Source organism: Streptacidiphilus cavernicola (assembly GCF_042510955.1).
Taxonomy (GTDB): domain Bacteria; phylum Actinomycetota; class Actinomycetes; order Streptomycetales; family Streptomycetaceae; genus Streptacidiphilus; species Streptacidiphilus cavernicola.
Map to the genome: position 1 here is coordinate 43,833 of NZ_JBHFAB010000007.1, position 12,115 is coordinate 55,947.

Consider the following 12,115-nt stretch of genomic DNA (forward strand, 5'->3'; position numbering starts at 1 on the left):
TCTCCACTGGGCTCACATACGTTCGGGGGCTGAAACGCCCAGCAGGGCAAGGCCGTTGGCGATCACGGTGCGTGTCGCCTCGACCAGCCAGAGCCGGGACCGGTTCAGGTCGGTGACCTCGTCGTCACCGAAGGGGAGGACCCGGCACTGGTCGTTGAAACGGTGGTAGGAGCCGGCCGTCTCCTCCAGGTAGCGGGCGATGTGGTGCGGCTCGCGGAAGCGGCTCGCCTTGGCGACCTCACCGGGGAACGCGGCGAGGGCGCCGAGGAGCTCCCGCTCGGCCTCGGTGTCCAGCAGCTCCGGCGCGAAGCCCTCGGTCGGGCCCTTGTCGAAGCCGAGCGCGGCGGCGTTGCGCTGGATCGAGCACATCCGCGAGTGCGCGTACTGCACGTAGTGGACGTGGTTCTCGTTGGACGTGCTGGTGAGCACGTTGATGTCGAGGGTGATGGTGGAGTCGGAGGGCGAGCGGGAGAGGGTGTACCGCGCGGCGTCCACGCCGATCCACTCGACCACGTCGTCGATGGTGATGATGTTGCCGGCCCGCTTGGACATGCGGACTTCCTGGCCGTCCTTGACCATCTTGACGAACTGGCCGATCAGGACCTCGATGTTGCGGGCCGGGTCGTCGCCGGCGCAGGCCGCGATGGCCTTCAGCCGGTTGACGTAGCCGTGGTGGTCCGCGCCCAGCATGTAGACGTTGACCTCGTGGCCGCGGTCCCGCTTGCTGAGGTAGTAGGCGGCGTCGGAGGCGAAGTAGGTGGTCTCGCCGTCCGCCTTGATCAGCACCCGGTCCTTGTCGTCGCCGAAGTCGGTGGTGCGCAGCCAGATCGCGCCGTCCTGCTCGAAGACGTGGCCCTGCTCGCGGAGCCGGTCCACCGCCTTCTCCACCGCGCCGGAGTCGTGCAGCGACTTCTCCGAGAACCAGACGTCGAAGTGCGCGCCGAACTCCTCCATCGACCGCTTGATCTCGGTCACCATCAGCCGCAGGCCCTCGGCCCGGAAGCGCTCGCGCTGCTCGTCCTCGGGCAGCGCGAGGATGCCCGGGTTCTCCGCGGTGATCTGCGCGGCGATGTCCTTGATGTACTCGCCGACGTAGCCGTCGTCCGGCACCGGGCGGTCGTTGGCGGCGGCGAGCAGGGAGTTGCCGAACTTCGACATCTGCACGCCGGCGTCGTTGATGTAGTACTCGGTGGTGACCTCGGCGCCGGAGGCGCGCAGGATCCGGCCGAGCGAGTCGCCGAGCGCGGCCCAGCGGACCCCGCCGATGTGGATCGGGCCGGTCGGGTTCGCGGAGACGAACTCCAGGTTGACCCGGGCCCCGGCGAAGGAGTCGTTGTGCCCGTAGACCGGACCCTCGCCGAGAACGCTGCGGGCGACCTCGCCCCTGGCCGTGGCGTCCAGGGTGATGTTCATGAAGCCGGGCCCGGCGATGTCGACCCGGTCGACCCCGGGCAGCTCGCGCAGGCGCCCGGCGACCAGCTCGGCCACCTGGCGCGGCGGTCGTCCGGCCGCCTTCGCCAGTTGCAGGGCCACGTTGGTGGCGTAGTCGCCGTGGTCCTTGTTCTTGGGCCGCTCGACGGTCACCGTCTCGGGGGCGGCGACGCTGAGTTCGCCCGCCTCGACGGCGGCACGAACCGCGGACTGGACTGCCTGGGAAAGCTCTGCGGGTGTCACAGGGGCAAGCGTAGGCGAGACGGGGGGCTCGTCCGCCACCGCGTTTAGGGGCTGAGACGGTCGTGTCCGGCGGATGGCGGAAGCGGCGTTCGCTCAGAGCTGAACCGGGAGGCCGCGGCCAGCCTGCGGACCAGGTCGATCAGGTCCATCGGCTCGAAGGGCTTGCCGAGGTAGGCGTCCACGCCGACCGACTCGCCGCGTTCCAGATCCAGCTGGGTGCAGGCGCTCACGATCGCGATCGGCAGGGCGCTGGTGCGCGGGTCGGCGCGGAGCCGGGCCGCGGTCCGCAGGCCGTCCAGGCGCGGCATGACCACATCAAGGGTGATCACGTCGGGTCGTACCGCGTGGACGACGTCGAGGCACTCGGCGCCATCCGCGGCGGTCACCACCTCGAACCCTTCGAGTTCCAGGTTGACCCTGATCAGCTGACGGATCACCTCGCTGTCGTCGACGACGAGGACCCGCCCGAACGAGCCTGACATGTCACTCAGGGTAGGCGGAGGGCTGACGGCCCGTCCCCGCTTTCCCGGTTTCCCTGAACCGGCGGCACCGGGGCGACGCCACGGCGACACCGCCCCGGGCGAAACCCGTGCACGAGGACCAGGTCGGGGCTGGTAGTGTTCTGCCTGTTGCACAGCAGGCCCCCGTAGCTCAGGGGATAGAGCACCGCCCTCCGGAGGCGGGTGCGTAGGTTCGAATCCTACCGGGGGCACTCCGTACGGAGTGCCACAAAGGCCCAGGTCAGCGAGTATATCTCGCCGAACTGGGCCTCTTTGTTTAGGATCACCGGCTCACGGCCGTGCCAGTCACGCGCCAGAAGCCGCCGGGGGATCTTGCTTCGGCAGGCGCTTTCGGCCGTTGCCCTGAGCCTTCTTGATCTCGGCATCCATGGCGTCGGCGATCAACCGGTCACGCTCGCCCCGCATGTGCTGATATCTCAGGGCCGCGTCCATGGTGGAGTGGCCCATCCGGTGCATCAACTCACGGGTACTGGCCCCGGTATCGGCCGCCATGGTGTTGCCCGTGTGGCGAAGATCATGAAAGCGCACCGGCAGGACCCCGGCATCCGCCAGCGCTTTGGACCAGATGTGGTGGAAGTTGCTCCGCCGGAGCTTGCCGCCCTTCGGCCCCACGAACAGCCGACCGGACGACTCGGACTCCCCGAACCAGCGGAGATGCGTCTCCATGTCCTTGACGATGGCCGAAGGCAGCGCCACCGGTCGGACGCCCGCAGCACTCTTCGGGTCCTTGACCGGGAGCTGCCCCGTCGCCAGCTCCACCTGAGCCCGCCGCACCCGGACGATCTGCCGCTCCAGGTCGAGATCACGCCGGGTGAGCGCCGCCAACTCGCCGAAGCGGAGACTGGAGAAGGCCGCCAGCAGCACCAGCGCCCGGTAGCGAGGCTGGATCGCGTCAGCCACCGCGTAGACCTCCGCCAAGGTCAGGATCGGCCGCTCCGGTGACTTGTCGTCAGCCGCCCCCTTGATCCGGCAGGGATTCCGGGGGATCAGACCGTCATCCACAGCCGTGTGGAGAACCGCCCGCAGCACGCGGTACGCCTTGGCAACGGTCGGAGCCCCAACCCCCGCTTCGAGCAGGTCCGTCCGCCAGGAACGCACCTTGGCCGGAGTGATCGCCACCAGTGTCCCCGCCCCGAGGCCCGGCTTGAGGTGCAGCCGGATCACCCCCTCGTAGCGCTCCCGCGTCCGGGCAGCCAGCTCCCGATCCCTCAGCCAGTTGTCGGCGTACTCGCCGAAGTTGACGTTCCCCGCGTCCGGGTCGGTCCAGTCGCCTCGGGTGATGTCCGCCTCGATCAGCGTCAGTGCGACCGTGGCATCCGTCTTCGTGTCGTAGGTGCGCTCCCCCGGGCGCATCAGGCCCGTCCTGGGGTCCGGGTAGCGGATCTGCCAGCGCCCCGAGCGGAGCTGTCGAACCGAGCCGAAGCGCCGCCGGTTGCCCTTCGCGTTCGCCATCAAGCCACCGTCCTCAGGCCGCGCCGACGAGTCACCGGGTGCACCGTGTTGGCCGCCAAGTACGCCTCGACCGCGCTCTCGCGGATGCGGACGTGTCGTCCGACGTGGATGAACTCGATCCGTCGTTCGGCGATCAGCCGCCGGGGGAACCGCTCCCCCGAGTCCTCCCAGGTCCCCAGCAACTCAGCCACTTGCGCCACGTTCAGTAGGCGGTCTGCCATGATTCCTCTTCCTCCCAGTCGGCTTGCAGCTCCTTCCTGATCTCGCGGTTGGCCGCGAGGTCCCGTGCGATGGTGGCGGCGAACATCGACTCGCCGGGCGTCAGTCCGGCTCCGGCGAAGCGCCAGTGCGCGAGGACCAGCGTGCTTCCCTCCGAGTCGTCGCCGTCCTCCGGCAACCCGCGCTCGCGGTGCTCCTGCCGGGCCCGCCAGTCCGCCCGCGTCTTGCGCAGCTCTCCGAGGGTGACCGAGTAGTGGCGGGACTTGGAGGAGAAGTGGCCGCGGAAGCCGAGCATGTGCGACCAGTGCTCCAGCAGCCGCTTGGGGTACACCGCCTCCAGCGCCCAGCAGGCTTCGATCAGCCGCCGGGTGTGGTCGGGGATGCTCAGCTTGTCCAGCTCCGACAGCTCCCCGATCCGGCGGTCCACCGTCTCCGTGGTCTCTGCTGCCTTGGTGGCGTACTTGGCGACGTACCCGGCCACGGCTTCCTCGGTCAGCTCCCCGGCGCCGGCCGATCCGGTGATCTCGTGGACGTCGACCTGCTGCCCCCAGCCCAGGCGCAGTGCGGGGCGGTCCCCGGCAGCGTCCACCGGCACCGAGACCGCGGCCGCAGCGGTGCGGATCGCCTCGTTCAGCAGGGTCGCGGTCGCCCAGGACGGAGGTGTGTCACCGGGCCCACCAGGGCCGTCCAGGCGCACGATGGCGTGGAAGTGGACCGCGCCGCGGCGCTGGAACTCGGCGACCTTGGCGAACGAGATCCGGCACACCTTCGTCAGCGCGGTCTGTGAGAGCCCGACCCGGCGCGCCACCTCCCGGCGCAGGTAGATCGAGAAGTACCGCCACAGGTCACCCGCGTAGTTGTTCCACAGCACCGCCCCCGCGTAGTCGTACGTCCGTGCGTCCAGCGGCGTGCCCAGCCGGGCATCGGTCTCGGTGTGGCGGGCACCGCAGCGGCACCGGCCGGACTTGGGGACGTTGTGGACGCGGCCGAAGGAGGGGGCTGTCAGGGTGGCGAACACCCGCGGGTGCGAGCGGACATCGGCCGGGACGCCTTTGGTGGCGTCGCCCGTCAGTCCGGCGCGGATCAGGTGGAAGGTGTCCCCGGCGTAGGTGCGCGCGCACGAGGGGCAGCGCGAGGCGCGGCGGTTGCCGCACGCCAGCCGCAGCACCCCGCCGGGCTCGGTGACGGTGGAGTACGAGCGCTCCGCCACCACGCTGCCCGTGGCGCGGTCCACGGTCCTGCGCCATCCGGCGATCCGGATCGGGTGCGCGCAGCCGCCCGTGCGCTGCATCTGCCAGTGCCACCGGGCGAAGTCCGGCCGCGAGGCCACCCGCGTCAGGTCGGCGATCGCCAGCGGGTCCAGCGGGGCCGTCATGCCGCCACCGCCAGTGCCGGGAGCAGCAGGGACCGCGCAGGGCCGGTGGGCGGTTCGCTGGAGCCGTTGCACAGCTCCTCCCCGTCGTGGGTCAGGAACTTGCGGCCCTCGACCTCATCCAGGACCCAGCACCAGCCAGGAGCCGGGGCGAAGCAGTGCGGGCACAGGCCCGGGACGGTCACCCGGCAGCGCCGGGCCAGGCCGCACAGGGCACGCCATTCGGTCTCGGTCACCGCTCAGCCCTCCACGATCTTCGAGCCGCCGCAGACCCGGCACCAGATCGCCATCCCGGTCGAGTCCCAGCCGGTCCCCGCGCAGTCCGCGCAGGCCACCCAGACGTGAGCCGAGAACTCCGCCGCGCAGTCCAGCGGCGAGGAGCAGGGGGCAGACGCGCAGACCGGGCACTCACGACCGGCGCGCGAGACCCGCACGGGCTTCAACTCAGCCACCGGCACGGACAGCACCGGGGCGACGACAGCAAGAGCAACAGGCATGATGTGACTTCCCTTCGTGGGACGGAGAGCGGCGGGCTGACTTGGCGGTTGGTCGCCGCTCTCTGCTCGATTCAGAAGGATCACTACCTCACTAGTGAGGCAGTGATGTCACCGTACTGGCACACTCCGCACGGGGTCAATACCTCACTAGTGAAGTGCGCTAATCTAGTCGCGTGACCATCAACCCGAGCGACCCAAGGTCCCCGTCCCGGCAGATCGCCGACGCCTTGCGCGAGCGCATCATCAGCGGCGAACTCGCCCCCGGCGCCGCTCTGCCCTCCGAACGCGAACTCGTCGAGGAACACGGGACAGCGCCGCAGACCGCCCGCCAGGCCGTCGCACTGCTCAAGAACGAAGGACTCGTCGTCGGGATACGCGGTCGCGGCGTGTTCGTCCGAGAGAAGCCCCCCATCATCCGCGTGGGCTCGGACCGATTCGCCCGCCACTACCGCGACGTGGGCAAGGCAGCCTTCCAAGCCGAGGTCGAAGCCGCCGGACTGGAGTGGCGACAGGAGATGCTCGAACTGGCCGAGGTCCCCTCACCGGCATGGGTCGCCAAGTGGTTCGGCATCGAGCCGGGAGCTCTCGTCTTCGTACGCCGCCGCCGGACCTGGATCGAGAACTACCCCACGCAGCTCGCCGACAGCTATTACCGGCTGGAGATGATCGAGGGCACCACCATCCGCCAGGAGAACACCGGCCCCGGTGGCAGCTACCAGCGGTTGGAGGAGCGGGGGTACAGGCTGACGAAGTTCCGCGAGGAGATCGAGGCCAGGATGCCCAGCCCCGACGAGAGCAAGGCCCTGCGCCTGGTGCCGGGCACGCCCGTTGCCGAACTGCACCGCATCGCGTTCGCAGGAGAGCAACCGGTCGAGGTCTTCCGCTCCGTGATGGCTGCCGACCGCCACGTATTCGCCTACGAGTTCCCGGCCCCCGAGTAACCAAGGAAGACCAGTGCAGATCAGCTACGTATGCCAGGCCAGCCCCGACGCGACCGCGAACGAAGATTTCATCCTCGCGTCCGAGCGGTTCGTCATCGTCCTGGACGGCGCGACCGCCAGCGGGCTGCCCAACGGCTGCGTCCATGATGTTGCCTGGCTCGCCAGCCGACTCGGAGGCCAGCTCGCAGCGGTGCTGATCGCACAACCGGATCTCGCGCTGCGCGAAGTACTGCGCCAAGGGATCATCAACACCCGGGCGCTGCACCCTGAGTGTGATCTGACGAACCCGAACAGCCCTTCCAGCACCGTCGCCATCGTCCGCGAGCACAACGGGATCCTGGACTGCCTGGCACTGGCCGACTCTCCCGTCGTGGTCGAGACCCACAGCGGGGAGATCATCGAGGTCAACGACGACCGGACCTCGCACCTGCCCGCCTACGACCGCGACTCGCTCATGCAGCTCCGCAACACCGACGAAGGCTTCTGGGTGGCCAGCACCAAGCCCGAGGCAGCCGACCGGGCCGTGACCGCCAGCGTTCCCGTGACCGACGTACGCCGCTTCGCACTCGTCACCGACGGAGTGTCCCGACTGGTCGAACGCTACGGCTGGAGCTGGCTGCACATCCTCGACGCCCTGGAGAAGCAAGGCCCGGCATCCGCCGTCCAAGCCGTACGCGAAGCCGAGATCGCCACCGAGCCAGGCACCTACCGCGGGAAGCGTCACGACGACGTCACAGCAGCATTCGGCCTGATCGGATAGCCGAGCGGCACGGCTCCGCCGACCTGGTTACCGAAATCGCTACTGACTCAAGGCACCCGGCGTCGCTACCGCTCCGCCGGGCGCGCGGCGCGGCGCGCTCGCGCCTGCGCTCCTGTCTTCGCCCCGCGCTGGCGCGGCTCGCCACATCGCGCGCCCGCAAGAGATAGGCCCAAGGGCATGCCAGAGAGAACCCCACCAGCGCCCAGGCAGCCCGACAGCCCACGCCCAGGACGATGCCTCCGGCGGGGGCGCTCCGGCTCCGGGATGGCCACGGTTCGGACGGCGCGCTTACGTCGTTCATGGTTGAGGTGGTGGCTGCCATCCCGTCTGCCGTCGTCCCAGGCAGAGCCGAGCAGCCTTGCTCCCTGGTGTCCAGGTCGTTCGTCCAGTAGGGCGCTGCACCTGGACACCAGGGAGCAAGCCCGCTCCACGTTGTGTGGGACGACGGCAGACGGGATGGCAGCAGGGAGGAGTGTGGTTCCTGCGGAGGGGCCGGGGCCTAGCCAAGAGCTGACCTCCGACAGCGATAGCCTTCCGCGCATGACCGCACCCAATACGATCAAGATCCGCTGCGTAAATGGCAAATGGGTGTGCGAACCCCAAGCGCCTCTGCCACCAGTGCAGGCGTACGTGACAGGTGGCTGGAGACAGATCGCAGAGCTGCGCTTCCTGTTTGGCGCGGTCGCTCACTTCGAGACTGAGGACTACGCGACCTTTGTGGCCCAGTACGGCGAACCCCCTGCGGGACCGCCTAGCCCTTGAGCCAGCCGAGCCACCAGACCCCAGCAGCCCCTTGGGCCGTCTCGGGGCCGTGCGAGGGTGACCAAGGGCGCACAACGACGACAACCGCCGACCGCTCCCCAGCAGCTCAGGAGGGCGATCAGCGGTTGCCTCGCAGGTCACAGGACCGGGGTGTCACTTCTTCGGCTTTTGGGTACGAGGCTTGCCGCATGAGTTGAACCTTGATGGGATCAGACGGTGACCACCGAGGACTACGACGCGGCCATGCCCGCCCTCAGGGAGTACGCGGGCAAGTTCGAAGCCGCGATCGCGGAGGTCCGTGCTGAGTACGCTCGCGGCCAGTACGAGACCGTTCACCGCGAACTACTCGCCCGCCTGCGAGCCGTCGGCATCGAGCCAGTGCCTCAGGTTGTCGAAGACCTTGCCCGGCAGATATGCGCCGGTGAGCGCTGACCCGCGCACCGCGCCAGAAGCGCGCCAGATCGGACGGCTCAGTGAGGAGACTGGCGGCCAGTCAGGGGTCAAGGGCACAGATCCATCGGGTCGCATTTGCCCAGGTCGGTAGGATCGGGCCCTTCGCACCCTCCGGAGGCGGGTGCGAAGGTTCGAATCCTACCGGGGGCACTTCGCGAGGAGTGTCACAAAGGCCCAGGTCAGCGGGAGTTCCCGTGAGCCTGGGCCTCTTTGTTGCGGAGGTCGGTCGGTGCAGGTCAGCTATGTGTGCCGGGCCGGGCCCGACACGGCTGTGAACGAGGACTTCGTGCTGGCCTCGGAGCGGTTCGTGGTGGTGCTGGACGGCGCGACCGCCAGCGGGCTGCCCACCGGCTGCGTCCATGACGTGGCCTGGCTCGTCGGGCGGCTGGGCGGGCAGTTGGCCGCGCTGCTGATCGAGCGGCCGGAGCTGGCGCTGCCCGAGACGCTGCGCCAAGGGATCGTCAACACCCGGGCGCTGCACGGCGGATGCGATCTGACCAACCCGGACAGCCCGTCCAGCACGGTCGCCCTGGTGCGGGAACGGGAGGGCGTCCTCGACTGCCTGGTGCTGGCCGACTCGCCGGTGGTGCTGGAGACCACCGCCGGGGAGATCGTCGAGGTGAGCGACGACCGGGTGGCACGGCTGCCGGCCTGCGACCGGGTGGCGCTGTCCCGGCTGCGCAACAGCGACCAGGGCTTCTGGGTGGCGGGCAGCAGGCCCGAGGCGGCCGACCGGGCCGTCGTCCTCAGCCTCCCGGCCGCGGAGGTGCGCCGCTTCGCCGTGGTCACCGACGGAGTGTCCCGGCTGGTCGAGCGGTACGGCTGGAGCTGGCTCCGGCTGCTCGACGCGCTGGAGCAGGAGGGCCCCGACTCCGTCGTCCGGGCGGTGCGGGCGGCCGAGCACGCCACCGCCCCCGGCGCCTACCGCGGCAAGCGCCATGACGATGTGACAGCGGTGTTCGGGCTGGTCCGGTAGCGGCGTTTCCGAATCCGCGTTGGCTAAGGTCGATGGGGTGAGGACACGGGAGGCCCTGGCGGCCTGGCTCGGCGGGCTCGGCGCGGGGCAGTTGACCGAGCTGCTGGAGCAGCGCGGGCTGCCCGGCGCGGCCGTCGGCGGGGCCGGGGTGGGCTCGACCCGGGTGCTGGCGGACCTGCTGCTGACGGACGGCTCGGTGGGCCGGGCGCTGCGGGCCGCGAACACCGCGGACGTGCAGGTGCTGACCGCGATCGGGGCGCTGGCCGAACGGACCTTCGGCCCGGTGCCGGCACCGGGCCGGGGCGGCTCTTCGGACTGGGGCGGCTTCGCGGATCCGGCCGAGCGGGCCGTGCCGCGGGCAGCGCTGGAGGAGTTCCTGCGGTTGGACGCCGCGGCGGCGCGGGCGCTGGGGGCGGTGCTGGCCCGGCTCGCGGAGTCGGCGCTGCTGCTGCCGCATCCGCAGGGACTGCTGGTGGCGCCTCAGCTGATCTACCGTCAGACCCCGGAGCTGCTGGGGCTCGGCGGTCCGGTCGACGCTGCGCTGAGCACGGTGTTCCAGGCCGGTGAGATCACCCGGATCCACCGGGCGCTGGGGCTGCCCGCGGAGTCCACCAGGGACGCCCGGCAGCGGGCGATCGTGGCCGCGCTCAGCGACACCGGGACGGTCCGGGCCCTGGCCGACCAGGCGCCGCCGGCCGCGCGGGCGGTGCTGGACCGGCTGGTCGCCGGGCCCGCCGCGGTGCGCACCCGCTGCTTCGTCTCGCGCTACGGCGGCTACTACACCTCCGCGCCGACCACCTACGTCCTGCGCCCCGGCTCCGGCGACCCCGGGGCCGACTGGCTGGCCGAGCACGGCCTGCTGGTCCCGGCCGGGGAGGAGCTGGCCGAGCTGCCCTACGAGGCCGGCACGGCGCTGCGCGACCCGGACGCCAGGCCGCCGTACGACCCGGTGCCGCCGCAGCCGCGGCACACCGCCGCGGTGCAGCGCGAGGCGGTGGACCACGAGGCGCGGGCGGCGGCGTTCGGGGCCGCCGCCCGGATCGAGCTGCTGATGCGTCAGGTCGCGGTCCAGCCGCTGGCGGTACGGCGGTCGGGCGGCATCGCGGTACGCGACACCCGGCGGCTGGCGAAGGCGCTGGGCGCGACCGAGCAGCAGACCCGGCTGTGGCTGGACCTGGCCTCCTGCGCGGACCTGCTGGCTCCGCTGCATCCGGAGCCCGAGCCGGTGCGCGGCAGGCGGAGCCGGCACGCCCCGCCGCCGCCTCCGCCGCGGATGCTGCCCAGCGGGCGCTTTCCGCGCTGGCTGGCCGCGGCCCCGGCCGAACGGCTGCTGCCGCTGGTCGCCACCTGGGCGGTGGTGCCGGAGGTGTTCAGCCACTGGCCCGATCCGGAGTCCACCCCGGTCGCCCTGGTCGATCCGGAGGACCCGGCGGCCGTCCCGCTGCGGCGGGCGCTGCTGGAGGCGCTGGCGGAGCTGACGCCGGGTCAGGGGGTGTGCACGGACCGGCCGGACGCACTGGAGGACCTGCTGGCGGTGGCCGCCTGGCGGCTCCCGGCGCTGGTGGGCAGGCGTCCGCGCGATCCGGAGCGGCTGGCCGCGACGCTGGCCGAGGCCGAGCTGCTGGGCGTGGTCGCACACGGGGTGCTGACCCCGATCGGGCACGCGGTGCTCGGCCTGCTGCGGGCCGGGGCGGACCGGCACTTCCCCGCGGTGCCCGGCGCCGGCCCCTCGCTCAAGGGACGCCCCGAGCTGGCGGCGGCGGTCGCGGCGCTGGCCGCCGCGCTGGCCGAGCTGCTGCCCGCGCCGCGGACCACCGCCCGGTTCCAGGCGGACCTGACCGTCGTGGTCTCCGGGTCGGCCGCGCCGGAGCTGACCGACCTGCTGGCCTCCTGCGCCGACCGGGAGTCCGAGGGGCACGCGGTGGTCTGGCGGATCAGCGCCGCCTCGATGCGCCGGGCGCTGGACTCGGGCAGCGATCCGGAGGAACTGCTGGCCCGGCTCGGCGAGGTCTCCGAGGGCGGGCGCGGACTGCCGCAGCCGCTGGAGTACCTGGTCAAGGACACCGCGCGGACGCACGGCCGGATGCGGGTGGTCCGCTCCGGCTGCTGCGTCCGCTCCGACGACGAGTCGCTGCTGCTGGAACTGTCCAGGACCAGGGCGCTGGCCAGGCTCGGGCTGCGCCGGATCGCGCCGACGGTGCTGATCAGCGCGGCCGATCCGGACACCACGCTGGCGGCGCTGCGCCGGGCCGGGTTCGCGCCGGTGCTGGAGGCCGAGACCGGCGGCACCGTCATCGAGCGGGTGGAGCAGGAGCACGCCCCGGCCCGGATGCCCTCGCTGGACGCCGCCCACCCCGCGTACGGGCGCGGCCCGCGGACCGCCAGGGCGCTCGCCGCCGCGCTGCTCGGCACCGGCGAGCCCGAGTAGTTCACACCCACGCCTTACCGGAATTCCGAACCTTTTCCGAAGGTTGATATTCACAGGAAA

At 71.2% G+C, this 12,115-nt stretch carries 12 protein-coding genes and 1 tRNA gene; 6 read left to right on the plus strand and 7 right to left on the minus strand.

Features of this window, described 5'->3' with window-relative positions; all coding sequences use genetic code 11:
• Positions 1–12: 12 nt before the first annotated feature.
• Both argS and ACEZDE_RS11500 read right to left on the minus strand, forming a co-directional pair.
• The gene (argS, locus tag ACEZDE_RS11495; RefSeq protein ID WP_380535236.1) at positions 13–1,674 is read right to left on the minus strand and encodes an arginine--tRNA ligase; all 1,662 of its coding nucleotides are present in this window, start codon (positions 1,672–1,674) and stop codon (positions 13–15) included.
• A gap of 44 nt (positions 1,675–1,718) precedes the next feature.
• A complete protein-coding gene (locus ACEZDE_RS11500) occupies positions 1,719–2,156 on the minus strand; it encodes a response regulator (RefSeq protein WP_380535237.1) in 438 nt (145 codons plus the stop codon).
• A gap of 158 nt (positions 2,157–2,314) precedes the next feature.
• Between ACEZDE_RS11500 and ACEZDE_RS11505 the strand changes: the two genes are divergently transcribed.
• A tRNA-Arg gene (locus tag ACEZDE_RS11505) sits at positions 2,315–2,386 on the plus strand.
• A gap of 94 nt (positions 2,387–2,480) precedes the next feature.
• Here ACEZDE_RS11505 and ACEZDE_RS11510 read toward each other — a convergent pair.
• From ACEZDE_RS11510 to ACEZDE_RS11530, 5 genes are read right to left on the minus strand one after another with little or no spacing between them, the layout of a single operon-like run.
• The gene (locus ACEZDE_RS11510) at positions 2,481–3,647 is read right to left on the minus strand and encodes a tyrosine-type recombinase/integrase (RefSeq protein WP_380535238.1); all 1,167 of its coding nucleotides are present in this window, start codon (positions 3,645–3,647) and stop codon (positions 2,481–2,483) included.
• Positions 3,647–3,868, minus strand: coding sequence for an excisionase family DNA-binding protein (locus ACEZDE_RS11515; RefSeq protein ID WP_380535239.1), 222 nt, complete (start codon positions 3,866–3,868; stop codon positions 3,647–3,649). Before ACEZDE_RS11515 ends, ACEZDE_RS11510 begins: the two co-directional genes overlap by 1 nt.
• Positions 3,850–5,241, minus strand: a complete 1,392-nt coding sequence (gene repSA / locus ACEZDE_RS11520; RefSeq protein ID WP_380535242.1) for a replication initiator protein RepSA — start codon at positions 5,239–5,241, stop codon at positions 3,850–3,852. The genes ACEZDE_RS11515 and repSA overlap by 19 nt, the downstream gene beginning before the upstream one ends.
• A complete protein-coding gene (locus ACEZDE_RS11525; protein ID WP_380535244.1) occupies positions 5,238–5,474 on the minus strand; it encodes a hypothetical protein in 237 nt (78 codons plus the stop codon). Before ACEZDE_RS11525 ends, repSA begins: the two co-directional genes overlap by 4 nt.
• 3 nt (positions 5,475–5,477) lie before the next feature.
• Positions 5,478–5,735 carry a hypothetical protein gene (locus tag ACEZDE_RS11530; protein WP_380535246.1) on the minus strand — a complete coding sequence of 86 codons (258 nt, stop codon included), beginning with the start codon at positions 5,733–5,735 and terminating at the stop codon, positions 5,478–5,480.
• A gap of 173 nt (positions 5,736–5,908) precedes the next feature.
• Here ACEZDE_RS11530 and ACEZDE_RS11535 point away from each other — a divergent pair, with 173 nt between their 5' ends.
• From ACEZDE_RS11535 to ACEZDE_RS11555, 5 genes are all read left to right on the plus strand, one after another.
• On the plus strand, positions 5,909–6,676 hold the full coding sequence (locus ACEZDE_RS11535) for a GntR family transcriptional regulator (protein WP_380535248.1): 768 nt from the start codon (positions 5,909–5,911) through the stop codon (positions 6,674–6,676).
• Between the two features lie 13 nt (positions 6,677–6,689).
• On the plus strand, positions 6,690–7,436 hold the full coding sequence (locus ACEZDE_RS11540; RefSeq protein ID WP_380535249.1) for a protein phosphatase 2C domain-containing protein: 747 nt from the start codon (positions 6,690–6,692) through the stop codon (positions 7,434–7,436).
• A 978-nt stretch (positions 7,437–8,414) separates the two neighbouring features.
• On the plus strand, positions 8,415–8,630 hold the full coding sequence (locus tag ACEZDE_RS11545; protein ID WP_380535251.1) for a hypothetical protein: 216 nt from the start codon (positions 8,415–8,417) through the stop codon (positions 8,628–8,630).
• 250 nt (positions 8,631–8,880) lie between these two features.
• Positions 8,881–9,627, plus strand: a complete 747-nt coding sequence (locus ACEZDE_RS11550; protein ID WP_380535253.1) for a protein phosphatase 2C domain-containing protein — start codon at positions 8,881–8,883, stop codon at positions 9,625–9,627.
• A 37-nt stretch (positions 9,628–9,664) separates the two neighbouring features.
• Positions 9,665–12,055: a helicase-associated domain-containing protein gene (locus ACEZDE_RS11555; protein ID WP_380535255.1), complete on the plus strand. Its 2,391-nt coding sequence runs from the start codon at positions 9,665–9,667 to the stop codon at positions 12,053–12,055.
• Positions 12,056–12,115 lie beyond the last annotated feature (60 nt).